Origin of the sequence: Leptospira bouyouniensis, from assembly GCF_004769525.1 — a bacterium.
GTDB lineage: Bacteria > Spirochaetota > Leptospiria > Leptospirales > Leptospiraceae > Leptospira_A > Leptospira_A bouyouniensis.
In genome coordinates this window covers 178,263-202,485 of the sequence record NZ_RQFT01000011.1, presented here as the reverse complement: position 1 = coordinate 202,485, position 24,223 = coordinate 178,263, and the positions used below count along the sequence as shown (strand labels likewise).

At 38.8% G+C, this 24,223-nt stretch carries 27 protein-coding genes; 1 reads left to right on the top strand and 26 read right to left on the bottom strand.

The annotated features are described in order from the left end of the window. Window positions 1-4: 4 nt before the first annotated feature. From EHQ43_RS12630 to EHQ43_RS12605, 6 genes are all read right to left on the bottom strand, one after another. The gene (locus tag EHQ43_RS12630) at window positions 5-1,231 is read right to left on the bottom strand and encodes a type II secretion system F family protein (protein WP_135741969.1); all 1,227 of its coding nucleotides are present in this window, start codon (window positions 1,229-1,231) and stop codon (window positions 5-7) included. Window positions 1,232-1,235: 4 nt separating this feature from the next. Beyond that, on the bottom strand, window positions 1,236-2,912 hold the full coding sequence (gspE, locus tag EHQ43_RS12625; protein WP_135741968.1) for a type II secretion system ATPase GspE: 1,677 nt from the start codon (window positions 2,910-2,912) through the stop codon (window positions 1,236-1,238). Next, window positions 2,909-4,672, bottom strand: coding sequence for a type II secretion system secretin GspD (gene gspD, locus EHQ43_RS12620; RefSeq protein ID WP_135771379.1), 1,764 nt, complete (start codon window positions 4,670-4,672; stop codon window positions 2,909-2,911). Before gspD ends, gspE begins: the two co-directional genes overlap by 4 nt. A gap of 1 nt (window position 4,673) precedes the next feature. Beyond that, complete coding sequence (locus tag EHQ43_RS12615) at window positions 4,674-5,588, bottom strand: general secretion pathway protein GspC (RefSeq protein ID WP_135771378.1); 915 nt, start codon at window positions 5,586-5,588, stop codon at window positions 4,674-4,676. A 29-nt stretch (window positions 5,589-5,617) separates the two neighbouring features. Further along, window positions 5,618-6,538, bottom strand: coding sequence for a peptidoglycan DD-metalloendopeptidase family protein (locus tag EHQ43_RS12610; RefSeq protein WP_244242792.1), 921 nt, complete (start codon window positions 6,536-6,538; stop codon window positions 5,618-5,620). Between the two features lie 96 nt (window positions 6,539-6,634). Then, complete coding sequence (locus tag EHQ43_RS12605) at window positions 6,635-7,027, bottom strand: type II secretion system-associated lipoprotein (RefSeq protein WP_135741964.1); 393 nt, start codon at window positions 7,025-7,027, stop codon at window positions 6,635-6,637. Between the two features lie 96 nt (window positions 7,028-7,123). Here EHQ43_RS12605 and EHQ43_RS12600 point away from each other — a divergent pair, with 96 nt between their 5' ends. Continuing rightward, window positions 7,124-8,569, top strand: a complete 1,446-nt coding sequence (locus EHQ43_RS12600) for an ATP-binding protein (protein ID WP_167481792.1) — start codon at window positions 7,124-7,126, stop codon at window positions 8,567-8,569. A 1-nt stretch (window position 8,570) separates the two neighbouring features. Here the strand turns inward: EHQ43_RS12600 and EHQ43_RS12595 are convergent, their stop codons facing one another. From EHQ43_RS12595 to hprK, 20 genes are all read right to left on the bottom strand, one after another. Next, window positions 8,571-8,771: a hypothetical protein gene (locus EHQ43_RS12595; protein ID WP_135741963.1), complete on the bottom strand. Its 201-nt coding sequence runs from the start codon at window positions 8,769-8,771 to the stop codon at window positions 8,571-8,573. Between the two features lie 102 nt (window positions 8,772-8,873). Further along, complete coding sequence (locus tag EHQ43_RS12590; protein WP_135741962.1) at window positions 8,874-9,218, bottom strand: YraN family protein; 345 nt, start codon at window positions 9,216-9,218, stop codon at window positions 8,874-8,876. Between the two features lie 89 nt (window positions 9,219-9,307). Beyond that, window positions 9,308-10,495 (bottom strand): HD-GYP domain-containing protein, encoded by a 1,188-nt coding sequence (locus EHQ43_RS12585; protein WP_135754108.1) that lies wholly within the window; start codon window positions 10,493-10,495, stop codon window positions 9,308-9,310. Between the two features lie 34 nt (window positions 10,496-10,529). Then, window positions 10,530-10,790 (bottom strand): EscU/YscU/HrcU family type III secretion system export apparatus switch protein, encoded by a 261-nt coding sequence (locus EHQ43_RS12580; protein WP_135741960.1) that lies wholly within the window; start codon window positions 10,788-10,790, stop codon window positions 10,530-10,532. After that, on the bottom strand, window positions 10,787-11,458 hold the full coding sequence (locus EHQ43_RS12575; protein ID WP_135771377.1) for a hypothetical protein: 672 nt from the start codon (window positions 11,456-11,458) through the stop codon (window positions 10,787-10,789). Before EHQ43_RS12575 ends, EHQ43_RS12580 begins: the two co-directional genes overlap by 4 nt. Further along, window positions 11,430-12,191 (bottom strand): ribonuclease HII, encoded by a 762-nt coding sequence (locus EHQ43_RS12570; RefSeq protein WP_135771376.1) that lies wholly within the window; start codon window positions 12,189-12,191, stop codon window positions 11,430-11,432. The genes EHQ43_RS12575 and EHQ43_RS12570 overlap by 29 nt, the downstream gene beginning before the upstream one ends. Before the next feature lie 50 nt (window positions 12,192-12,241). After that, window positions 12,242-12,676 (bottom strand): 50S ribosomal protein L19, encoded by a 435-nt coding sequence (gene rplS, locus EHQ43_RS12565; protein ID WP_167481791.1) that lies wholly within the window; start codon window positions 12,674-12,676, stop codon window positions 12,242-12,244. 8 nt (window positions 12,677-12,684) lie between these two features. Then, entirely contained in the window at window positions 12,685-13,338 is a 654-nt protein-coding gene (gene trmD, locus EHQ43_RS12560) for a tRNA (guanosine(37)-N1)-methyltransferase TrmD (RefSeq protein WP_135640885.1), read from the bottom strand. Next, complete coding sequence (gene rimM / locus EHQ43_RS12555; RefSeq protein WP_244242791.1) at window positions 13,328-13,864, bottom strand: ribosome maturation factor RimM; 537 nt, start codon at window positions 13,862-13,864, stop codon at window positions 13,328-13,330. Before rimM ends, trmD begins: the two co-directional genes overlap by 11 nt. Then, window positions 13,854-14,084, bottom strand: coding sequence for a KH domain-containing protein (locus tag EHQ43_RS12550; RefSeq protein ID WP_012388646.1), 231 nt, complete (start codon window positions 14,082-14,084; stop codon window positions 13,854-13,856). The genes rimM and EHQ43_RS12550 overlap by 11 nt, the downstream gene beginning before the upstream one ends. A gap of 9 nt (window positions 14,085-14,093) precedes the next feature. Then, window positions 14,094-14,351, bottom strand: coding sequence for a 30S ribosomal protein S16 (gene rpsP, locus EHQ43_RS12545; RefSeq protein WP_015675939.1), 258 nt, complete (start codon window positions 14,349-14,351; stop codon window positions 14,094-14,096). A 47-nt stretch (window positions 14,352-14,398) separates the two neighbouring features. After that, window positions 14,399-15,061: a ribulose-phosphate 3-epimerase gene (gene rpe / locus EHQ43_RS12540; protein ID WP_135741954.1), complete on the bottom strand. Its 663-nt coding sequence runs from the start codon at window positions 15,059-15,061 to the stop codon at window positions 14,399-14,401. A 1-nt stretch (window position 15,062) separates the two neighbouring features. Next, window positions 15,063-16,082 (bottom strand): PASTA domain-containing protein, encoded by a 1,020-nt coding sequence (locus tag EHQ43_RS12535; protein WP_135771375.1) that lies wholly within the window; start codon window positions 16,080-16,082, stop codon window positions 15,063-15,065. Next, window positions 16,079-17,047, bottom strand: coding sequence for a methionyl-tRNA formyltransferase (fmt, locus tag EHQ43_RS12530; RefSeq protein ID WP_135771374.1), 969 nt, complete (start codon window positions 17,045-17,047; stop codon window positions 16,079-16,081). Before fmt ends, EHQ43_RS12535 begins: the two co-directional genes overlap by 4 nt. A 17-nt stretch (window positions 17,048-17,064) precedes the next feature. Further along, window positions 17,065-19,017, bottom strand: a complete 1,953-nt coding sequence (priA, locus tag EHQ43_RS12525; protein ID WP_135771373.1) for a replication restart helicase PriA — start codon at window positions 19,015-19,017, stop codon at window positions 17,065-17,067. A 1-nt stretch (window position 19,018) separates the two neighbouring features. Next, entirely contained in the window at window positions 19,019-19,837 is an 819-nt protein-coding gene (locus EHQ43_RS12520; protein WP_135741950.1) for a hypothetical protein, read from the bottom strand. Window position 19,838: 1 nt separating this feature from the next. After that, a complete protein-coding gene (locus tag EHQ43_RS12515) occupies window positions 19,839-21,191 on the bottom strand; it encodes a sigma-54-dependent transcriptional regulator (protein WP_135741949.1) in 1,353 nt (450 codons plus the stop codon). Then, on the bottom strand, window positions 21,191-23,014 hold the full coding sequence (locus tag EHQ43_RS12510) for an LIC_11548 family sensor histidine kinase (protein WP_135771372.1): 1,824 nt from the start codon (window positions 23,012-23,014) through the stop codon (window positions 21,191-21,193). Before EHQ43_RS12510 ends, EHQ43_RS12515 begins: the two co-directional genes overlap by 1 nt. Then, the gene (locus tag EHQ43_RS12505; protein ID WP_135741947.1) at window positions 23,004-23,279 is read right to left on the bottom strand and encodes an HPr family phosphocarrier protein; all 276 of its coding nucleotides are present in this window, start codon (window positions 23,277-23,279) and stop codon (window positions 23,004-23,006) included. The genes EHQ43_RS12510 and EHQ43_RS12505 overlap by 11 nt, the downstream gene beginning before the upstream one ends. After that, window positions 23,254-24,222, bottom strand: coding sequence for an HPr(Ser) kinase/phosphatase (gene hprK / locus EHQ43_RS12500; RefSeq protein WP_135741946.1), 969 nt, complete (start codon window positions 24,220-24,222; stop codon window positions 23,254-23,256). Before hprK ends, EHQ43_RS12505 begins: the two co-directional genes overlap by 26 nt. Window position 24,223 lies beyond the last annotated feature (1 nt).

Here is a 24,223-nt window from a genome sequence, read left to right as displayed (position 1 = left end):
AACTCTACATCCCCTGGATTTCTTGAGTTAGTTTGTACATTGGCGTCATAATCGCCGCCATAATGGTAAAAATAATTCCACCCATTACTATGATCATCATAGGTTCCAATGATTGGGTCAAAGATTTTATTGCTGTATCCACCTCAGATTCGTAGATTTCTGAGAGTTTATTCATCATTTCGGGAACTTTATCGGATGCCTCACCAGCGCTTAACATCCCAAGGACCATTTGTGGAAGGACTTGGCTCCCTTGTAAGGAATCCGATAATTTTCCCCCTTCCTTAATTTTGATAATGGCGGCATCTATCTCTTCTTTAAAAACCGTATGGCCTACCACGTCCGAAACAATATTGAGAGAAACAATGAGGGGCACTCGATTTAAAAGTAGAATGGAAAGGTTCCTTGCAAAATTAGAAACTAAAATCTTACGAAGTAAAGTTCCGATGATCGGGAGTCCAAGTAAGAACTTATCCCAAACTTTTTTCCCATCCTCTGAACTTTTCCATTTCAAAAATCCTAAAAAACTGCCAGCGATGATTGCCAAAATAAAATACCAGTAATTGGTTAACACATAGGATAAAAAAATTACAGCACGTGTGAGTAAGGGTAGTTTGGCATCAAATGATGCAAACAATTGTTCAATTTGTGGAATCACTACTACTAATAAAAAGATCGACACACCTAGAGAAAGTAAACCCATAATCATAGGATAAATCATGGCAACTTGCACTTTTGATTTCAACTCAGAAGATTTCTCCTCTAGTTCAGCTAACCTATGTAAGGTGTTTTCGTAATTTCCTGTGGACTCTCCAACAGATATCAAACTTGGGTATTGGTCAGGAAACACAGTTTTGTGTTTTTTCATAGACTCAGAAAGGCTTGATCCTTCTGTGATGTCGGCCCGCATCTCTATCAATACCTTTTTGAAATATATATTTTCAACTTGGTCAATGATAGAAAGTAAACATTTATCAAGAGGAATCCCTGCTCCAATCAAAGTTCCAAGTTGTTTACAAAATAGTCCAACATCCTTTCTAGGTATACGATATAGAAGTTTTGATAAAAAAGGAAATAATTCACGTTCTTCTTTCTCTCGATCTTCATGGATAGATCTTACGTAAAGCCCTTTCGCCTTCAGTTTGTTACGTGCTGCTTGTAAATTTACAGCATCAATTATGTTTTTTTCTTCTTTTCCTTTTTTATTGAAAGCTACGTAGGTAAAAAGTGGCATATACTTAAGATACCCTGAGAACTTCTTCCGGAGTAGTCACTCCCTCGATTACCTTATATTTTCCATATTCTTGGAGTACAGAAAGACCATTTTTAATTGCAAGTTCTTTGATACGATTTGCATCTGCACCTTGCAAGATTGCTCGTTTGATTTCGTCATTCATGATAAGAAGTTCGTAAAGACCAGTTCTTCCTTTGTAACCAGAATTAAGGCAAGAACTACAACCTTTCCCACGATACAAAACACCATTTTTTAATTCTTTTCTCTGGATTCCAAGTCCCGCTAGGTCTTTGTCAGTTGGTTTGTAAGAAGTTTTACAATCTTTACAAATGACACGAACAAGTCTTTGCGCCATAAAACCTAACACGGAACTCGTGATGAGATACGGTTCAATACCCATATCCACAAGCCTTGTCACAGCTGAAGAGGCATCATTCGTATGAAGAGTAGAAAATACTAAGTGACCAGTAAGTGAGGCTTGGATGGCAATCCTTGCTGTTTCTTCATCTCGGATCTCCCCCACCATCACCACATCAGGGTCTTGCCGTAAAATCGATCGAAGGCCTGCCGCAAAAGTGAGTCCTATTTTTTCATTCATCTGCATTTGTGAAATCCCTTCCATTTGGTATTCCACTGGATCTTCACATGTGATGATATTCCGTTCTTCTGTATTGATTTCAGAAAGTGCCGAGTATAATGTTGTCGATTTACCAGAACCTGTGGGTCCCGTTACCAAAATAATCCCATATGGTTTGTAGATGAGTTCTTTAAAATCCTTAAGAATCTGCGGATTAAACCCCATTGTTTCAATGGAATACTTTTGGTCAGTTTTATTTAAAATCCTCATTACAATCCGTTCTCCGAATTGGCATGGGATAATAGAAACCCGCACATCCACATCTTTTCCAGCTAACCTGAGTTTGATCCGACCATCTTGCGGGAGCCTATTTTCCGCAATGTTCAAATTGGACATGATTTTGATACGAGTAGAGATTCCCGCTAAATATGACTTAGGTGGACTTAATACCTTTTGTAAAACACCATCCACACGGTATCGAACCACTACTGACTTTTCAAACGGTTCAACGTGGATGTCAGATGCTCGTTCCGAAACAGCTTGTGATAAAATCACGTTCACCATTTTGATGATAGGTGCTTCGTTAGATAAATCTAGTGCATCGGATTCAAAGGCATCGGAAAGATCGCCAAAACTTCCGTCCATCTCATCCATCATTTCTTTTGCTTCTGCAGTTGTTTTATCAAACTGAGAATGGACGATGCGCATGATTTCGTTTTCCGTTGCGAGAACGAATTGGATTTCGTAACCTTTTAAGAAGGAACGCATATCATCCATTGGATGGAGGTCAGTGGGATCGGATGTAGCTACAAAAACTTTTTTTCCTTTGACAAGGAACGGTACGATTTTGGAACGTTGGACAAGTTTTAAAGGAATTTTATTAAAAATATCTTCATTAGCAACAAACTCTAGTTTGTCGTAAAACTCCATCTTATGGAGTTTCGCAAGTGCCTTTAAGATATCAGTTTCGGATGCGAGTCCTTTTTTTTGGATGATATGAGTGATGGGAAGATTTGTTTTTTCCTGTTGTTTGGAAATGTCTTCTAAATCCTTAATCGTAAGGATTCCATCTTCTAAAAGAATCTGACCTAAACTTTTTCTCATCTCAGTTTCTTTTCTCGTTCATCCACCATCCTTTCTTGTTCATTTTTCTTTTGGATGGTCATACGATCCGATTTTTCTCGATCATCTAAGATGTGGGGTGTGAGAAATACCATCAAATTAGTTTTACGATTTTGATTGGTGGTCCTTCGAAATAATGTTCCAAGGAGTGGGATCTCACCTAAGATTGGGATTTTTTGCACTTTCTTTTGTTTGTCATTGGAAAGTAAACCTCCAATCACAATGGTTTGGATATTATCCACAACAATCGTAGTTTTGATATCTCGTTTGTTAAAGGTTGGGTTACCACCAGTCGCTTCCGAAGAAATTCCGGCAACGTTTTTGATTTCTTGGTACAAATCAAGAGTGATACGATTATTTTTATTAATATGTGGTGTGAATTTTAGTTTAATCCCAGTTGGACGGTATTCAAAGTTTGCAACCGTTACAGCATTATCTCCACCAAGACCGGCGTTACGGTTTTGGGTCCGAACTGGAACGTCCTGACCCACATTGATTTCAGCTTCTTGGTTGTCCAAGGTCAAAATTTGTGGAGCTGATAATACATTAAAATTCTCATTTGTGGAATTTGCATTTAAGATACCAATGATTTGTTGACCACCGCGACGGATAAATCCAAGTGAAAAACCAGAGAGAGTGTTTACATTTGTTGGTCGACCATTTTTGTCAATCACACCACCTTGTGCCGCAAGACCTGTGTTAAACTGTCCGTATGCAAGTTCTTGATAACGCCAATCAATACCAAAGTCATTTAAGTCAGTAGAACTTAACTCAACTATTAATACTTCGAGTAACACCTGTTTTCTGGGTGTATCGAGTATTTTGATAATTTTCTTAATTTCTTCCCATTCTTGTGGTGTTGCGGTGACAATAAGTGAATTGGATTCCTTATGGGCAACCGCTTTGATTTTATCTTGTTTTCCTGGAACTTTTGGAGCTTGTGGAGTGACTTGTTGTGGTGGTGGAGCTGGTTTCCCATCCGCTCCCGCTTCCCCAGGTTGACCTTGGACAGGTGCAACGGGTGCATCTGGCATATCCAATTTCACTAGGATGGCCGCAAGTTTTTCTGCCTCATTGTATTCTAATGTGTAAATATGAATGTCACCAGCAGAAGAAATGGAACCCGGTCCATCAGCTCTTACATCCAAATTGTCAACTAACTTGAGTAATTTGTTGATATCGGATGTTGAACCAGAGAAAATTAATGTGTTTTGGTTTTTAGGAATGATGATATCTGTATCAGGAGATGTGACTCGTTTGAGAATTGGTTCGAGTTCAATTGCATTCGAAAATTCTAATGGAACAATCTGGGTGATGGTTTTGTTCAAAGCCACCTCTGAATCAGAAACTGGATCTTTTCCTATCCTTACAATTTGTGATTTCGCAAGGGCGTCTTTGATTTTCACCACTTTGATTAGGTCATTTTCTTCAATGAGTCCAAACCCTTGTGTTTCAAGGACCGACTTCATAAATCCATAAGCATCTTCGATTCGAACTCGCTTTTGCGAAATGATGGTGATCTTTTTTCCTTTCACCGCATCATCGATCAAAATATTCTTTTTGATGATGGCACTCATTCCCATAAGAAAGTCTTTTAGTTCCGTATCCCGCCAATCAGCAGTGAAACTGGCAGGTTCTTGGGATGTTTTTGCTTTTGGTTTCCCTTTCTCTTGCGAAAAATTGGGAGTCACAATTAAATAAAGGCAAATACAAAGGATAACGAATGGGAGACGATTTCTCATTTTAATTCCGAATGATAAATTCATATGTGATTATTTTGCCTTGTCTTTCTAAATCCACTGTAATTTTCGGAGCTTGTTTGATTGAACCCCAAATTTCCAACATTTTCTCTGTTTCATTGAGTGGCATTCCATTCACACGTTTGATGATATCACCACCTCGTGCTCCAAGAGAATAAAAGACATGGTCTTTTGCCACTTGATAGATTTTGTAACCCTCGATCTTTCCGTCTACTAAATGAGGACCAAACCTTGCATTTTTGTAGATGGTGTTTGGGTCCTTAAGTTTGCGATTCACATCCTCTCTGGAAAGTACTTTCTGAATCGTTTGGCTTGAGGGCCCCAAATTGGTAACCGCAGTGGCATCTTTTGGACGAATCCTCTCTTTTGCCTGTGCTGGGGTCTCACCAATATTCACTCGAAGGCTGAGTCCTCCTTTTTTCAAAACTACATAATGTTGTTCAATGGTCTGGACTTTATAACCACCAACCATCTCACCTACACCGTATTCTTCAGAATCGTTATTTTGTTTCTCTCGGATTGTCACACGGGCAAAGGACCAATGGCCAGACAATGTTCCCGTCACAAGCATTTGGTCATCATCCCCATTGTCTTGAGCGATTTCTGGGTCAAGAGGGGAACCATCGGCACCTCGTTTGGTGGCATCATTGGGATCAAATACTTGGCCACGGATGAGATTGCCTGTCACCATATCTTCATAGGTTGTCACAGCTAAAATGACTTCTTGTCTTGTTTGTTTGGGGCGAACTTGGCTTCCCACATTCATCCCTGTTTCTGTCGAAAAAAGAAGGAGGAGGACTAGTTTTAACAGATAAGCCAGTGAAAAAGAAAATAATAAAACAGCCGGAATCAATGTCAAAAACTGACTCGATTGGATTCTTTGAAGGATTAAATTCATGCTCCCCACAAATCGGAGAAAAACTCCGATTACATTCCGGCTACTTCAGATTTGGGAAGTTTTGTAACATGTTTTTCAGTCATGCCGAGAGCCGATTCAGGATTCATAATTTTCCCGTTTCGAATTACCTCGAAATGCAAATGTGCCCCGGTTGCTGTTCCTGTCCTTCCGACAAGGGCAACCACACGACCCATCTTCACCGTTTCCCCAACCTCAACTAAAATCTGTGAACAATGGGCGTAAACTGTTTTATACCCATTTTTGTGTTGGATGGTAACCGAATTTCCATAACCACCGTTTCGCCCAGTGAAAACAACTTCACCATCGGCACTAGAAAGCACCGGAGCTCCTACTTTTGCGGCTAGGTCGAGGCCTGAGTGGTATACGCGGTTGTATTTGTTAAATGGATCCACTCTCCTTCCAAACCGAGATGTGATCCGGCTTTGAGGGACAGGTAAAATAAACACTTTTTTGAGAATGACACGAGAGGAAGAGGCATTCTTCACCTGCACTGGAACTTCAAGTACTTGGCCAATTTTCAATTGGTCACTGGTCAAGGAATTTGCTTTTTTGAGTTTGGGAACATCAATAGAAAAGGAACGTGCAATTTTTGATAAATTATCTTTTTTTTGGACCGTATATTTTTTCACAATGATCCCCGATTCATGGACCACTGTATTGCTGACAACAGGAGATACATCAATGTATTTGGGGAGACCAAGGGAAGCAAGTTCCACCTCTTCCTCTTCCCCAGTTTGGTTCACACCAACGGAAAATAGTTTGTGGATCTCTTGTTCTTGGGATTGGTTGCTAAAAATACGAAATACGGTGGAATCACCAGAAGGTAACGTTTCATTGATTTCTTGGTGGAGTTTTTCGAATGGATTCGCAAAAAGGCCTGATCCAGAAAAAACAAAACAAAGAATTGTAATGAATTGAATCGCCTTCACAGATACTCTATCGGGATCTAGACAGAAGAATCTTGAACAAGAAAGAAAGAAAGCAGGAAAAGAAAAATAATAAGACAATGAAAACATCCCAAACCTTTATTTCTTTGTTTTTTTGGCATTCTGTTCCACGAGGGAAAACTTTTGGTTCACCCACTCTTCCACGTCAGCCAAATCATATTCTCTCTTTTTCACATCATCATTGATGATGTAATCTGCCAGTTTTCCAACCGAAGACTCTCGCGTGTCTTGGATCGGATACACCTTTAATTTCAAAAGAGAAGGAGTTGATTCGATATAAATCTTAACGAGAGTCCCCTTCTTCCAAACCTCGGTTTGGGAGAATTTGATTTCCTCTCGTAAGGCATATGTTTTTCCATCATAGTATTCATTGATTTCCCTTAATCTTTCTTTTTTGATCAACCGTTGTGAACATTGGCTGAACACAAGGAGAAGAACGAGGGGGATAACACGAATGATACTACAAACCAAAGCAAACTCTCAGGAAAAGTCACCATGATGCCTTATTTATGAAAAGTCTTTTTTATTTTTTGGACCAAAAGCGTTGTCATGGACCTTTCTTAAGATGTGAGCCCCAAACGAGCAGAAGTTGGAAGTTTGATGTATGAATGGAATGGTGCAAAAGAGATCCGAGTGGAAGTGGGAATCCGAAGGGGATTTCCCCATTTTCAAATACTAGGTAACGTATCGCAAGAGACAAAGGAGGCTCGAGACCGCATCCGGTTGGCTTTAGAAGCCTCTCGTTTTGATTTTCCATTAGAAACCATTATCATCAACGTAAAACCTAGCCATATCCAAAAGAAGAAGATCTCGATCGATTTAGCAATTGCTGTCGGAATCTTACAAGCAACCGAACAAGTCCCAAAACCCAAAAAAGAAATCCTGTATTTGGGAAACCTTGGCCTTGATGGAAGCCTTGTTGGTGGAAAGGAACTACTTCCTTACCTTTGGCAAAAGAGCAGTAAAATAGATGCCATCCACTGCTTACCAGAATCACTTAGGAACGAATCCCTTCCTGAAGGTGAGTATTATTTTCTCTCCCACTTACAAGAATTAGAAACCATAGAACAAAGCCCACCAAACAAAAGAAAACAGAGACAAGAAAATACAGACTCACCTTTTTGGGGTGAGGTGTATTTAGACAGATACCAAATGCAAACCTTTCAAGGATTGTTGTATGCAATTCTTGGAAACCATCATAGTGTTTTACTCGGAAGCCCTGGTGTTGGAAAAACCATGTTACACCGGTTACTTGAATCACTCCTCCCCCAAGGAGATTCCAACGGTATTTTCACTTCTGGGATTTGGAAGGCAAATGGTGAGTTCGAACCCCCTACCCAAAAAAGACCATTTCGTTCCCCGCATCATTCTACAACAGAAGTCGGTCTGATAGGAGGAGGACTTCCCTACCAACCCGGAGAAATTTGCCGGGCAGAAGGAGGTGTTTTATTCCTTGATGAAGCCCTTGAATTTAAAGATCGAATCTTAGAAAGCTTACGAATGCCCATGGAAGATTCTTATATAGAAATCACTCGTCTCAATGAAGTCACAAAAATCAAAACAGATTTCACTCTTCTTTTGTCTTCCAATCCATGCCCTTGTGGCAATTACCAAAGTCAAAACCATTGCCATTGTTCCTTACAAAAAATCAGATTGTATCTGCAAAAGATAAGTGGAGCATTTTTAGATCGAGTTACCATCTTCCAAACATTATTCATTTCCACTAGTGAACGTAACATTCGTTTGGAGGAGGTATTACTAAAAAAAATTTTAAAAGAAAGGTCTAATTTTAAAAAAGAAAGAATTTTTCCCAAAGATGAAACTCAAAAGGTTTTACAACAATTGGATTTGTCGAAAGAAACTAAACATCTTTCCTTACGAAAGAAAAAACAAATTGTTTCTCTCGCAAGGACGATTGCAGATTGGAACCTCTCCCCTAGAACCAAGGAAGTACATATTCAAGAGGCTTTGGATTATACTTTGGGATACCAATGGATATATAGCCTAGGATAAATTACTTGGAAATAAAATGTGATATTTCCATCGCAATTTTATTGATCGCATAATCCATATAGGCAGGGTCATCGATTTTTTTCTTATAAGTATCGAATTTTTTTTTGATGGTTGAGGCCATTCCCCTTTTTCGTAAAAGAACTGGATCTGGTCCAAATTCATCGGTTTCTGCTAAATTCCCAAATACACTAAATTGACTCATGTGGTTACTTCCTTGTAACAATCAAACTCTCATCCTTGAGAGCGTTTCCCTTATGGGATACAAAACCAATCGGTTCAGTACAAAAATCCCTTGATGAAGTATTTAGAAGATAGAAGAATAAAAACGCACTTCCTTTTTTTCGGTGATATGGATCAAATTAAAGCTAGGTGTTAGGTGAAAAAAAGCAGGGATTTCTTGTAATAAATACAAATACACCTTCCGCATTTTGGCACGTTTTGTCGCATGAAGGCATTCCATCGGAAAAAAACCATTCGCCTCGTTCCAAGTTTTTACTTCCGAACAATGTAGTATATGGTTCTCCAAACTGATTATGTCAATTTCTCCGAATTTTTTCCGGTAATTGGAAAATAGAACTGTATGGCCTAGGTTTTGTAAATATTGACTCGCAACGAGTTCACCAGCTTTGCCAAGGGCAAGTTTTTTCATTTGGACCAATCCTTGGAGAAGGAATCCATTTAAAACCAAACGAAAACATAACAAAGAAAAACGACCTTTAGAAAATTGATCCCCATGACTCAGTAAATTTGAGAAAAAGGAATGGCTTGTTGGATATATAAATTTAAGTCTTTCATAAGGTCCACAAACTCTAAATGTTTCAAACGTTTCCCATCGGCATCCTTTGTCACACGGATCACAGGTCTTAATGGTTTATCTTTATTGGATTCAATCACCATTCCCATTCTTAGGTCAGAAAGGACCACACCGGACCCCACAGGAAACATAGAAAGTTTATTTAAAAAGAGCCTCACCATTTTTAAATCAAAACGGTTCACGTTTTCACTGATCATGATCTTCATCGCTTCATATGGAAGAATCGCAGAACGGTAAGGTCTCGGATGGATCATAGCAGCAAATTGGTCTGCGATCATAAATACTTTTGTGAGTTCTTCAATTTGATTGGCAAGGATTCGTTGTGGGTAACCTGAACCATCTACTGCTTCATGGTGTTGTAAAGCCACAATGGCTAACGAGTTTTTTAATTTTAACTTTTGGGTAAGGATTTGGTATCCTGTCACCGGGTGGCGTTTGATCGTTTTTAAATCGAGTTCAGATAGGTTACCTTTTTTTTCTGAAACTTCTTCTGGGACAGTCACCATCCCTATGTCAGCAAAAAGAGATGCAAGTGCCAAATCAATAAGTTTGGGCCTAGAAAATTCTAAAAAGTTTCCGAGCATTACAGAAAAAAATGTCGCATAACAGATATGAGTGTATAAGTAATAACCTGAATGTGAATGAGATAACAAAAGAATGGGGATTTGTGCGTTGGTTTTTGTATGGTCAGCGATACGTTCTGCAATTTCTCTGAATTCTCGAATCTCCGTATAACGACCCTCAGATGCCGATTTATAAGTTTTTTGTACTAGATCGAAACAGTCTTTAAATACTGCGTTAAATTCGACTTTAGATGTGTTTGTTTTTTCAAGTAGGTATTTATAACGAGTTGAGTTCTCATCATCTTGGTAAAAAGGAAGATTGGTATCAAAATAACCAGGCCCATTATTGCTGGATGATTTTTCATTTTGATCAGCAGTGACTTTTTCCCCATCCGTCAGAATGAAAGCGATTCCAAATTGGACCAAACGGTCTAAGTCTTGTTGGGTAATGGGTTGGTCGGCTCCAACAAAAACAGTATCCTTATCTAAATAAAGAGACTTGGTAAACTTAGAACCAGCCTCTAAGTCACGTATGGAGATTTTCCGCATAATTGCGTAAATCTTAGTAAGAAGGGTAGAAACTTCAATTGTTTTTCTTTTCTCTCTCTAAAACAAGGATCCGAAAGACGGAAGCAACGACTTCATACAACTCACGCGGAATTTCTTTCCCATTAGGGAGATGTGCTAATGTACTAACCATCACCTCATCTTGCACAATCAGGACTCCCGCTTCCTTTGCCATCCGCACCAAGTTTGACGCAAGAAGTCCTTCTGCCTTTGCAACAATTTTTGGAGCATTATCTTCTTTCGGTTTATAAGCCAGAGCTACCATTTTTTGTTTCATCTATAATCCCCGTTAAAGGGAGAATTGTCCCATGTTTCAAAAGAGATACTTCCAATTTGAGGGAAGTCCCGTAATAAATTCTGAAATTGATTTGCCAATCCCGTTTGATTCCCAAGCTCCTTGTCGGTTCCAATTTCTGTGGTAACAACTCCAATGTGCACTGGGTTTTTTAAATCTGGTTCGTATTTAAAAAATAACCCAAACGGACCAAATCCTTCTGCCTTCCAAAAAACATATAAGGTCAACTGGTCTTGGTTCTCATCCACTAGCATGTGTAAGTTTTCTTTTTTTTCTCTAAAATTGTAAGAAACAAGGTCGGTTGGTTGGGTTCGGCCCATTAAATAACTCCAAAGAGTTTTCAAGGATGAAACTTCACTAACCTTCCCGTCCTCTTTGGAGTGACTGACAAAGGTCTCCCACCGCGACAAGTCTTTCGTTTTAGAAGGGAACTTTTGATCTGTCTGTTCCGAATTCCTTGTTATCTGAAAATTGTTTTTTGGAGTTTTCTCTATTGAAAAGGACCCATTGTGTTTGGCTTTAAGGGAATTTTCTGGATCTTTTTCAGATCCCTTCAAAAATGAATCAAAATTCGTTCGTTTCCCTAAACTGAGAAGAGTAGATAGATTCGGAAAAATTCGATCAGTCGTTTGTAAATAGAGTGGGTTCACTCCCTTCCCTTCGGAGAAAATCACAAAAACTCAACCGATGGATGGGAGAAATTCCAAGTTTTCGGAGCGCTTCTCGATGCTCCTCCGTTCCATACCCTTTGTGTTTGGCAAAACCATAACCTGGGTATTTTTCATCCATCTTCTCCATATATTCGTCTCGGTAGGTTTTAGCAAGGATAGAGGCTGCCGAAATCGATGGTACCAAATCGTCCCCTTTGGGAATCGAAAGATACCCTTCGATGGGTGTTTGGATTTTCAGTTTGTAATTCCCATCTAAAAAGAGAAACGACTGACTCGGTAGAAAATTTCTGTTTGGTTCTTCCCTTTGGATTCCATTTGAAGTTTCTATGAATTCAGATTTGGCTTTCTTTTTGTACTCGGAGGTGTTGGGTTCCTGTAAGTTTTGGATTTCTGAACGACGAAAGTCTGTTAGGTGCTTTGGTAAAGCTCGATTGATTCCATAAAAGATTGCCTGGTTGATATTGAATTTGTCAATAAACTTTGCACTCACAAAGCTTACATGCCAATACGATGCAAATTCTAGAATTTCTTTGCGAAGGGTAAGTCGTTTTGGTTCAGGGATTTTTTTGGAGTCGCGGAGACCGTTTAAGATTTCGCCAGATTGAATCCTTTTCAGTGTTTTCCAAGAAAAGGATACACATCCAACGGAAACGGGACCGGCAAGTGTGCCACGCCCTGCTTCGTCAAAAGAGAAACAAACTGAATCGGGGATTTGGTATTCAGGAAAAAACGGCCGTTTGATGGCCGTTAAATCGAAAGAAATTATGCGCTAGGTGCTTCTGCAACTGCCGCTGCTTTTGCGGCCTTAGAAGCTTCGTCCTGTCTCTTTTTGTCTTTGGCAACAATTGCTTGTCCGCCTTTTCTTTCTTTGATACGACCAGCTTTTCCTTTTTTATCACGGAGATAAAAAAGTTTCGCACGTCGAACAGAACCCTTACGAACGAGTTCAATCTTTGCAATGCGAGGGCTGTGAAGTGGGAAAATTCTTTCCACTCCGATATCGTAAGAAACACGTCGTACAGTAAATGTTTTGCTTTGTGATTTGTTCGCAATGGAGATCACAACACCTTCGTAAACCTGAACACGTTCTTTTCCAGATTCAACGATTTTGTAGTGAACTTTTACGGTATCACCAATTTCGAAATTAAGTTCGTTCTTTGCTTCGCCTGCGAGTGCTGTTTCTAGAATCTGATTCATGGCTTCCTCTAAGAATGATTTCTTGTTTTGCGGTTTTTTTGCCGCCATTTCCGGATCTCTTCATGATGTCCACCGAGGAGCACATCTGGAACCGTCCAACCCATAAAATCATAGGGTTTTGTATACTGGGGGTATTCTAATTCTTCCGTTTCGTTGTGTGATTCTTCCAGAAGGCTTTCTTCCTTCCCCAAAAACCCCGGTACAAACCGAGATAAACAATCTGCGACAACGAGAGCGGCTAAATCCCCCGATGAAATAACATAGTTTCCAATGGCCACTTCCCTGTCAATTAAATGCTCCGTGACACGATGGTCGACACCTTCGTAATACCCAGAAATCAAAGTAAAGGTATCTGAAGATTCAAAAATTTCACGAGCCAAGGTTTGGTTGAAAAGTTCACCCGAGGGACTGAGTAAAATGACCTTCCCTTTTTTTTCTCCCAGTGATTCGAGAGCGCGGTAGATAGGACCCACTTGTAAAAGCATTCCGGGCCCTCCACCATAAATGGTATCATCTACCTTTTGGTGTTTGTTATCTGCAAAATCACGTAAGTGGATAGGATTGATTTCGACAACCCCTTGTTTCACTGCTTTCCCAGGAATTCCGGTATCAAAATAAGATGTGATTTTTTCGGGGAAAAGGGTAATGAAATTAAAGCGCAAACCACTGCTCCCATTCAATGCATTCGATGGTTTGGTTTTCCAAATCCCAGTCGCCGACAAATTGGTTTAGAAAGGGAATAAGCACCGTTTCCCCATCGCCTTGGATGGGTTTACATTCTAAAATGGGATGTGCTGGGTTATCGATCACTTGTGCGACTTGATAACCAAGAGATGATTTCGTTTCTTTAGAAATGATGACAAGACCGATTAGGTCTTCTGTATAAATTTCGCCATCGTTTGGTTTCGGAAGGTCTTGCTTTTTCCAAAGCAATGAAAATCCACGATACTTGACAACGGTTTCCGGAGTATCAAACCCTTTGATTTTCACGAGGAAATGATTCCCACTTGGGCGAATCGCTTCGATCTCGATTGTGGATGTTTTTCCTAGAAGGTCACTTACTGTGCAGGTGGTAGGCGCTTTCAAGGAATTCAATGTTTCCCCTTCTGTGAAAACTTTGATAAACCCTTTGATTCCATGTGAGGATCCAAAGACCCCCACTTTCACTAAACTTGGTTTAGTCGACAATTTCTAAAGTATAGTTTTTGCCTTGTTTGGTTCCCGCGGCTTGTAACACCGTACGGAGTGACTTCGCAATCCTTCCGTTTTTTCCGATCACCTTACCGAGGTCTTTAGGAGCCACCCGAAGTTCGATCACAGTTTCTTCCTCTCCGGGTACTTGGTTGACAGCTACCTGGTCTGGTTGGTCAACGAGAGATGTCACGATATAACGAACTAAGGAATCCATATCCACAGATTAACCTTTGAATTTTGACCAAACGTCGTCTTTTTTCAAAAGAGCAAGCACTGTATCAGTTGGTTGTGCTCCTTTTTTTAACCAAGAAAGAGTTTTTTCTTCGTTGAAAGTAGCTTTTTTAACAGCGGATGCAGTTGGGTGAAAGTGACCAATCGCTTCGATGAATTTACCATCTCGTGGAGCACGAATGTCTGCCGCCACAATGCGATAATGCGGGTCTGCTTTTGTTCCCGTTCTTTGTAATCTTAATTTAACCAAGGAAAAATACCCCTTTTCTAGCGAGTTTTTTAAATAGGGACGTTCTGTCAAGAGCGAGTTCGGCCACTTGCAGCAAGTTCCTTTAATTTTTTGCCCTGAGCGTTTGGATCTCCCGTTTTATAGAGTCCAGAGCCCACAACTGTGATGTCCACACCAAGTTTTGCGAGTTCTTCCATATTGGATTCGTTCACACCACCATCAACTTCGAGTTCAATATTGTACGGTTTTGTGAGTTTGCGAACTGCAGCAATTTTCTCAAATCCCGACTTCACAAAGGACTGGCCATAAAACCCGGGATCAACTGTCATCAGGAGCACTAAGTCAAGGTAAGGTAAAATTTGAGAGATGGATTCAGGGGGAGTTTGTGGGTTCAGTGACACTCCCACTTTGATCCCTTGTTTTTTGATCTCTTCTGCAAGACGGACTGAGAAATTCGTAGTTTCAATATGGAATGTGATACAGTAAGGTTTTAGATCAAAGTATTTCGGAACATGGAGTTCTGGGTTACTTACCATTAGGTGGACATCGAGAGGGATGTTTGTGTGCGACTTTACTTCTTTCGTAAATGCTTCACCGAACGAAATTTGAGGTACAAAGTTTCCATCCATCACATCGATGTGGATGAGATCGATACTTTCTTTTTGGTACGTTGGGAGTTCTGTCGCAAGTCCTGTGAGTTTTGCCGCAAGGATTGATGCCGATATTTTCATCTTAATAGGTTCCCTTTAATTTCCAAACTTTCGCTACACCTGTTTCTTTTCCCACTAACGTAACTTTGGTATTGGTGAATCGATGCACCACAAGTCGAATTTTTTCATCTTCTTTCAACGATTGGTTTGTTAGGATTTCTTTTTGAATTTCTGTATCGTCGCCAGGTTTTGTATAACTCACCGTTGCCGAATAGAGATCATTATCATCGATTTCGTATTCTAAAAATTCATAATCTTGCACAAGAGAGTTAGATGGTTTTAAGTAAAATGCTCCAATTTCTGCGCCAGTCGGTTTTAATTCATACGAAGAAACGAGCCCATGCGAATCACGAAACTCTGGTTTTACGGCTTCTTTGATCGAATAAGGGATTTTTTTCCTTTGTAAATAATCCACTGCAAAAGGAACAGGGATTCCAACCAGTTTCGATCCATCACTGTCTTCTTTCAAACTTTGGTTTGATTTTTTATCCGTATTAGCCTCGGTGACAAGGAGGTAAATTTTTTCTCCCGAATGTGTTTCTTTACCAGGTGCTGGGATTTGGTCGATGATGGTATCTGCTGGTTCATCACCCACTGCAGGCACATACGTTATGGCACCAATTTGTAATGGTACATATACTTCACCCGATAAAACCTTTTCGAGAATTGCTTTCGCACGTTTTAAATCTTGTCCTTTGACATCAGGGATAGTGACCCGATCAAATCCAATATTGACGGTTAGGTAAAGTTTGGATCCAGCTTCCACTTCTTTTCCTGCATCAATCGATTGACTTAGGATGATCCCATCTGTTTTTTCAGGGATTCGTTCTGATTCCAATCGGACTTTGAGTTGCAAACGTTGTAATTCATTATGCACTTCGATGTAATTTTTTCCAATCACATAGGGCATTAAAACCTTCTGCTCTTCTTTGGTACGAACCACGACCACAAGGAAGGCTGCGACAAAAAAAACTAAAAGTCCAAGTCCAACAAATAGAACATAACCACTGTAAGGTAAAATTTTTAGAAACTTTTCTTTCACGTAAACGATTCTCCGTTCAAAACCCGTGCACCATTAAAAAATTCAAATCCCTTCATGGGTTTTTTCCCTTCGGGTTGTAGGGTATCTATACCAAGCAGGTTTCCGTCTCCACAGAGGCAGAAAAGTCTTTTTTTCTGGTAAAGAAAAAAGGAACCCGGTTTTGTTTCCGATGGTGGAGGGACAATCCCTTCTGTTGGATTTGGTAAAAATGAGGATATCAAAATCAGTTTTTTCCCTCTAAATTCAGTCGTAGCAAGTGGGTCGGGGTAAAGAGCTCTGATTTGGTTGTGGATCTCCATCGCTTGTTTCGACCAATTGATGGGCCGATGACCTGCCGTGATCTTTTGGCAATGGGTGGCATCTTTCGCATTTTGAGGTGAGGATTTCCAACTTTCCCCCGTTTCCTCCAATGTTTTTAAAAGACGGATGAGTTCCGTTCCTCCTTCTTTTGTAATGGTTTGTAGGAGAGAACCCGTTGTTTCATCCAACGCCACGTCCCAGGATTTTTGTGAAATGATATCACCTGAATCCACTTCCTTTGCAAGAAACTGAATGGTGAACCCAGTGGTTTTTTCCCCACTGAGTAAAAAACTTTGGACAGGGGAGGCTCCGCGGTACTTCGGAAGTAAACTCCCATGTAGGTTGATACTTCCCCATTTTGGGTCCATAAAAACATTATCTGGGACAATCGAACCGTAAGCATACACTACATGTACTGGTGATTTGTAAGATAGAATTGATTTTTGTGCATCCAAATCTGTTCGAAGTTTTACCGATTGGATCACTGGGATTTTTTTTTCTTCCGCAAGGACTTTCACGGGAGTTGGAGTGATGATTTGTTTACGTCCAACGGGTTTGTCAACATTTGTGACAACAAAATCCACTTGTATGCCTGCCTCGAGGATCATTTTTAATAATTCCTTTGAGTGTTCGGGAGATCCAAAGTATCCAATTGAAAGTTTCATTTTTTTTCCTTAAACAATTATACCAGTTCCAATGGATCCAAATCATATTCAATATAACATTTGGAATCCAATTTGAATTTTTGTTTTGTTTCCATTAATAGATTTCGAAGTGTTGTGATCGATTTGGCTTTGAGCAAAATATGATACCGATAATTATTATCGATTTTATAAAAAGGACATTGGCTAGGCCCAAGCATGACAATGGAATCATCTTTCTGTTCTTTGATGAGTTCTCCATAAATGACTGATTGTTTATTTGCCACATCTTCATATTTGGATCGAAACACAAGCCTCGCTAGTCTTGCGAAGGGTGGATAAAAAAGATCCTTTCTAAATTGTAATTCCCATTCAAAAAATGCTGGGTAGTTTTGGTCCTTTGCCATTTTTAAAACTGGATGTTCTGGGTCGTTAGTTTGGATGATCACTTCACCAGGTTTTTCTCCGCGTCCTGCACGACCTGCTACTTGCGAGACAAGAGCATAGGTTCGTTCACTACTGCGAAAATCAGGAACACCTAATCCATGATTGGCGTTAAGGATTCCAACTAGTGTTACGTTGGCATAGTCGAGACCTTTTGCAATCATCTGAGTACCTGTGAGGATATCAAGTTCCCCTTCCCCTAATTTTTCTAATACCAACCTAGTGACATCTTTGTTTTTGGAACTGTCTTGGTCTAGGCGTTCAATCCTTGCTTGGGGAAAGTGAGATAACAAATACTCTTCAAGTTTCTGAGTGCCTGCTCCAAAAAGATCTAATTCATCACCATAGATTTGTTTAAGATTGCGAAAACTAGATTTATAACCACATAAATGGCATCTTACAGTTTGGTCAGAATGGAAACATAAAGTTGCTGTACATTTTGGGCAATGGACAAACTCTTTTGTTTTTGGAGAAAAAATAAAGGGGTTGTATCCTCGACGGTTTAGCAGTAAAATAATTTGTTCTTTTTTTTTCAGACGGTCTGAAATTTTATATTGTAAGTCACCTGAGATCAGATTTTTATCATCTTGTTTGTCTGACATATCCACTGTTGGCAATTTAGCTTTTGGATTGGCACGTTTTTCCAGTTTGGAAAAACCAATCTGACCAGACTTCGCAAGGTAATACAATTCTATACTTGGAGTTGCCGAACCTAACAGAAGTTTGCCGTTAGTTTTTAGAATCCGTTGTAAGGCCACTTGACGTGCATGGTAGCGTGGGGCACCATTTTCCTTATAAGAGCCATCATGTTCTTCATCCATGATAACGAGTTTCACATCAGACAAAGGCGCAAAAATCGCAGACCTTGTGCCAATACAGATTCTTTTTTTACCTTCTTTTAAATCTAAATAATTTTGAAACTTTTCAGAAATTCGTAAATGCGAATGTAACACTGCCACTTGGTTTGGAAATATGGCTTCGATACGTGCAATCGTCGGGTAAGTCAGTGAAATCTCTGGAACTAAAAAGATCACACTTCCTTTCGGGGATTGTAATATATCTCGCATGAGATGGAGGTAAACTTCTGTTTTTCCACTCCCCGTAATTCCATATAACAAATGAGTATTCGAAATTTTGTTTCCATTGATTTCATCAAACGCTATTTGTTGGTCTTCATTTAACGGATGTAATAGATGAGACTCTACCCTTACAATATTTGGTTCCAAGGATTTTCTTTTTTTCCCTTTTGGTACCATTAGAAATAATGCTTCACCAAGAGAAGAAAGGTAATGATCTGCCATCCAATGGGCAAGTTCCATTTGTTCGTTTGTTAAAACTGGTTCGGAATCAATTTGTTTCCGTATGGCTTGGGTATCATAACTCGGTTCATTCCGGTGAATTTCAATGATCACTCCATCCCATTCTTTTCCATTCAATGGAACAATGACTCGTATCCCAGGTATTAAGGAGTTCATGCCAACTGGCACTTCATAAGTTAAGGTTTTACTCTCCCAAGATAAGTTGAGAGCCACTTCCGCATATTGGATCATCTTATAAATACGGTTTTAAAATCGATAGATGGGAAATAAAACTTTCTTCTAGGTCTTGTTTTTCCTTTCCATATTGGAAAAGGTTTGTTTCCGAATCGGCCTTTTTTGCTTTTTCTCCGAGGAAAACAAGTGCTTCAGGTGATCTTGTTGTCAGCATTGGAATCTTAATTCCATTTAAATCCCATTCCTCTACTTTTCCTAATTGGTCTTTAGCTTTTTCAGGTCCAAATAACAATCTTGCTGAAGAACCTAGGATGACAATGGCTTTGATTCCAAACTCTTCTACCGTTTCTTTGACATGAACTTTACACGAATCTAACCTTTGTTTCCAATCTGTTTCTTTTGAATCTATATGGGAAAAAGTACATGCAGGATATTCTTCATAATAAAACTCTTCATATGAAAAACCAAACACCTTTTGGATGATTCCGTCCCAACTTACTTCCGTTAATTTATCTTTAAAAATTTGATTGGGTCTCGTTTTTGTAAATGGTTTTTCTTTGGCTGTTGTTGCTCCAGAATAATGTAAAACCAAAATTGGTTTTCTTCCTTTGTGTAAAAACTGCCTCACACCACTCAGTTTCCCTTGGCAAAGTGAACATGAAAAATTGATTAGGTCTCTATTTTTACGTTGGTTTTCTTTTTGTTGTTTTTTCTGAATTTTTATTGATTCAGGAACTTTAGATTTCCATGGGAAAACAAAATCATTGGGATCCTTTTCATTCTGGAATTGGTAAATCGATACTGAGTGATTTTGAATTAAAAATTTTGTTTCTTTGAGGATATCAGTAAACTTTTCTAAAATAGTTTTTTGGTTCATATCAACCCTCAATTAATTGATCAACGGATATATTAAGTGACCTTAATTTCCGATACAAATGAGTTCGTTCAATTCCTAATGCCTTCGAAGTGCGAGTCACATTCCCTTCACAAATTTGTAAGGTTTTGATAATGTATTGTCTTTCAAATTCTTCCTTTGCATGTTTTAGATCCCCTCTTGCGACCATTTCATTTGCTTTTTTAAATCCATGCAAAGCTTCTTTTACATCTTTTGCTTTGATAGTATCGCCAGGAACTAAGATACTCAATCGTTCCACGATATTGGCAAGTTCTCTCACATTTCCAGGCCAAAAATGAGATGATAAAGCATCGATTCCTTCCCGGTCAATGGTTTTGTGGTTTAGGTGATTTTCTGCGATTGATTTTTTCAAATAAAACTCTGCCAAAAGTGGAATGTCCTGGTTTCTCTCACGTAATGGTGGTAATTCTAATGGAATGACATTCAAAGCATAAAATAAATCTTCTCGAAACTTTCCTTCACGGATCGCTTCTTCAACATTGGAATTAGTCGCAGCGATGATCCTTACATCTACCGGAATGGATTCCTTTCCATTTACACGTTCTAATTTTTGATCCAGAATGACTTTTAAAACTTTAGATTGGAGAGCCAAACTCAAATCACAAACTTCATCTAAAAACAATGTGCCATTATGAGCAAGTTCCCATTTCCCAATTTTAACTTCGGAAACATCAGTATGATTTATAGATTCTACACCAAATAACTCTTGTTCCAAACTTTCTTCTGGAAGGGAGGCACAATTAAATTCTATATAAGGTTCATTCTTCCGTTTGGAATTTTGATGGATAGCTCTTGCAGTAAGTTCTTTTCCCGATCCATTCTCGCCGTAAATGAAAACTCGTGCATTGGTTTCGGCTGCTTGGTATACCGCAAATTTCACACGTGTAATGGAAGGAGATTCTCCAAGGATTTCATCCACTTCTAATTTAAAATTTGGAAAATCAGAATCCTTTGTTTTTTCAATAGACGATTCTATTGTTTGAATTACTTTTTCTATCGATAAAGGTTTTTCTAAGAAATCAACAGCACCTTTTTTCGTCGCATTAACAGCAAGTTCAATCGTCCCATGTCCAGAAATCATCACAATTGGCAAACTTGGATAAAGTTTTTTGCATTCAGCGAGAATTGAAAGCCCGTCTTCTTTACCAACCCAAACATCAAGTAATACTAATGATGGCCTCTCTTTAGCTAAAGCCTTTAATAATGTTTTTCCATTCGAAAAATCTTCCACAGAATAATCTTCATCTTCTAAAATTACCCGTAACGATTTACGAATTTCTTTTTCATCATCTAGAATATAAATTAATTTTTGCATTATGAAAGTTCCAACGGAAGTTCGATACGAAATTTACAGCCACCTAACTTGGAGTTTTCTACTGAAATATGTCCGTGATGGTCAATAATCGTTTTTTGAACAATTGCAAGACCAATTCCTGATCCATGTTTTTCTTTAGTGGAAAAATAGGGTTCAAATATTTTCTCCCGCCACTCTTCTTTTAGTCCAGGACCAGAATCATCAATTTCAATCACAATACTTTTACGAAGGGCTCTTTTTTGTAGTTTTGACATCACTCGGATTTTTTTCTTTTTGGATCCGAGAAAGTCCATTTCTTCTTTAGAAGTATCTAACGAAAGAATTGCCTCTACAGCATTTTTTATCAGGTTGTTTACAACACCAAGAAACAATCGTTTGTCGAGAAATACCTCCGGTAAATTTTCTGCTAATTTCAGTTCAAACTCAATATCTGTCGTATCTCTAAATAATGCGACCGCTTCTTCTAAAATGGGATTTATGTGTTGGTTGATTAGGACAGGAACGGGCATCCGAGCAAACTCGCTAAATTCTTTTACCAAATGTTCTAAGACCCGAACCTGCCCAATGATGGTTTCCGTTGCATCAAAAATTACTGATTCTAAATTTTCTTTTTTGGGGTTTTGGAATTTTCGTTGGATTCTCTGTGCTGATAATTGAATGGGAGTGAGCGGATTTTTAATTTCATGTGCCATTCGTTGTGCCACTTCTTTCCAAGCAGCAATCCTTTGAGTATGCATGAGTTCATCTGATTTTGCTTTGAGGTCACTTACCATTTGATTGAAACTATCAATCAGAATCCCCATTTCCCCTTCTTCCGTTTTTTCTAAACGAATATCTGATTCACCTAGAGATACTTTTTTGGTGGCATTTGCCAAATTGATAATAGGTTTGGAAATTCGCCTTGCAAATAAAAAAGAAAAAAGTATCGCAATCAGAAACATGGAAAACGAAAAACTAGCAATCGTAATGCGAACACTAAAAGGGATTTTTTCTTTCCATAAACTCACTTTTTCATATGTGGAAGTTGCGTTTATAATATTTAATACATCTGATTCTAAACCACGATGAATTCTTTGCGCAATAAAAACTGTTCGATCAGCATTTAAATCAAACTTTCCAACCAAATAGGCTCGGTTTGTATCATAATACCGACTAATAAATATACCTTTTTCATTCGATTCCACAAATTCTAAGGAAGATATGTGGTGATATAAATTTTTTGATTCAAACTGGACTTTTCCATTTTGAATGAAACCTAAATAAAACTCGTTTTTTTCAAAAAAACCATTTTTGATGCCCTGTTGGAAAACAACAAAACTATCAGTTTTATCTCGAAATAATAACGAGCGAAATTTTGTAATTATCTCAACAAAGGAACTTTCGTTTTCTTTTTCTACTTGGTGTACAAAAAGATTTGCAGAACGTAACGCATTCGAAATATCAACTTGGTAAAATCCTTCAATTAACCGACCGGTCAAATTTGAAGATAAAATAAAAATTGGTAAAGAAGGAACAAGTGCAACAAATAAAAATGCAAGTGTTAAACGATACCGAATCGAACTTCGAATTTTTCCTGTTTCACGATTCCTGCGGTTACGATATATATAACTTAAGATTAACGATAAAATAAAAAAAGGAATTAGGATGAATACATAAGTATCAAGTTTTGAATAAAAAGAAATATCTTCTTCTTTGCGAAAAAAAACCAATTCGGAAAATCCGATGGAAATAGCTAAGGTCAAAAAGAATATAAAGATATCTCTTAAGTAATATCGATTTTCATCTGAAAGTTTAGGGAAAAATGAAAACAATTTACTTGGCATTGGTTTCAAAATTCTGAACCACAAGTGATTCCAACGCTTGCAATGCCTCCTCTTCCCGATTGCCTTCCGCTTTTACGGAAAACTCTGAACCTGGACCAAGTGCAAGCATCATAAGACCCATGATTGATTTTCCATTCACTTCTATATCATCTTTGATGACAAAAATTTCACAAGGGAAACTTGCCGCCACCTTCACAAACAAGGAGGCTGGTCTTGCATGGAGTCCTGTGCTATCTTCTCTAATCTTTAATCGGATTTGTTTCAATTGTGCTCTGCTGAATATAAGTATTGAGTTTATTTGAAAATTCTTTTGCGCTATTTTTTCCCATCTTACGTAACCTTTGGTTCATCGCAGCGGTCTCCACAATGATAGGAATATTTCTTCCCGGTTTGACAGGAATTTCGATATAAGGAACTGATACACCAAGTATTTCTTCCATACTTTGTTCAATTCCGGTTCTCTCGTAATCACCCGAAGTTTGTTCTTCCCATTCTTTTAAATTAATTATGAGTTCAATGAGTTTGTGATCCCTAACCGAACCAACACCAAACAAGTCTTTGATGTTAAGTATGCCAAGTCCTCGAATTTCCATATGATGGCGAAGTAAATCAGAACAAGACCCAATCAAATAACTTTCACTTAGTCTTCGTATTTCAACCATATCATCAGCAACTAGGCGGTGACCTCGTTCGATGAGCTCAAGTGCAGTTTCACTTTTCCCTACTCCAGATCTCCCGGTGAGTAAGGTTCCGATTCCAAAAACTTCAATGAGAACACCGTGGCGCATGGTCCTTGGTGCCAAAGCTCTATCTAAAATTTGAGAGATTAATGTGATAAAGCGATGAGTTGCAATTTCTGTTTTGAATAATGGAATTCCTTTCTCTTTTGCCCTTTCCACAAATGGAAGTTGGGGTTCATTCCCATGTGTATAAATGATACAATTGAGATGGAATTCAAAAAATTTATCGGTAATTTCACTTAACTTTTCTTCCGATAAGGAATTGAGATACGCCCATTCCCCTTTTCCCAAAATCTGAATTCGGTCATTCGCAAAAAAATCAAAAAAACCAGTCAGTGACAATCCAGGTCGATTGATTTCAGCACTATTGATTCGATTCGAGAGTCCGACTTCGCCTGTCACTAGAACAAGTTGTAAATCGTCATGATCGCGGAGAATGGTTTCCACTGTGATTCCAGGTACTGGCATT

Coding starts and splice junctions, on each gene's coding strand:
- EHQ43_RS12630 (WP_135741969.1), bottom strand. CDS start 1,231: ATGCCACTTTTTACCTACGTAGCTTTCAATAAAAAAGGAAAAGAAGAA.
- gspE (WP_135741968.1), bottom strand. CDS start 2,912: ATGAGAAAAAGTTTAGGTCAGATTCTTTTAGAAGATGGAATCCTTACG.
- gspD (WP_135771379.1), bottom strand. CDS start 4,672: ATGAGAAATCGTCTCCCATTCGTTATCCTTTGTATTTGCCTTTATTTA.
- EHQ43_RS12615 (WP_135771378.1), bottom strand. CDS start 5,588: ATGAATTTAATCCTTCAAAGAATCCAATCGAGTCAGTTTTTGACATTG.
- EHQ43_RS12595 (WP_135741963.1), bottom strand. CDS start 8,771: ATGAGTCAATTTAGTGTATTTGGGAATTTAGCAGAAACCGATGAATTT.
- EHQ43_RS12590 (WP_135741962.1), bottom strand. CDS start 9,218: ATGAAAAAACTTGCCCTTGGCAAAGCTGGTGAACTCGTTGCGAGTCAA.
- EHQ43_RS12585 (WP_135754108.1), bottom strand. CDS start 10,495: ATGCGGAAAATCTCCATACGTGACTTAGAGGCTGGTTCTAAGTTTACC.
- EHQ43_RS12580 (WP_135741960.1), bottom strand. CDS start 10,790: ATGAAACAAAAAATGGTAGCTCTGGCTTATAAACCGAAAGAAGATAAT.
- rplS (WP_167481791.1), bottom strand. CDS start 12,676: ATGAATCAGATTCTAGAAACAGCACTCGCAGGCGAAGCAAAGAACGAA.
- EHQ43_RS12550 (WP_012388646.1), bottom strand. CDS start 14,084: ATGGATTCCTTAGTTCGTTATATCGTGACATCTCTCGTTGACCAACCA.
- rpe (WP_135741954.1), bottom strand. CDS start 15,061: ATGAAAATATCGGCATCAATCCTTGCGGCAAAACTCACAGGACTTGCG.
- fmt (WP_135771374.1), bottom strand. CDS start 17,047: ATGAAACTTTCAATTGGATACTTTGGATCTCCCGAACACTCAAAGGAA.
- priA (WP_135771373.1), bottom strand. CDS start 19,017: ATGATCCAATATGCGGAAGTGGCTCTCAACTTATCTTGGGAGAGTAAA.
- EHQ43_RS12520 (WP_135741950.1), bottom strand. CDS start 19,837: ATGAACCAAAAAACTATTTTAGAAAAGTTTACTGATATCCTCAAAGAA.
- EHQ43_RS12515 (WP_135741949.1), bottom strand. CDS start 21,191: ATGCAAAAATTAATTTATATTCTAGATGATGAAAAAGAAATTCGTAAA.
- EHQ43_RS12510 (WP_135771372.1), bottom strand. CDS start 23,014: ATGCCAAGTAAATTGTTTTCATTTTTCCCTAAACTTTCAGATGAAAAT.
- hprK (WP_135741946.1), bottom strand. CDS start 24,222: ATGCCAGTACCTGGAATCACAGTGGAAACCATTCTCCGCGATCATGAC.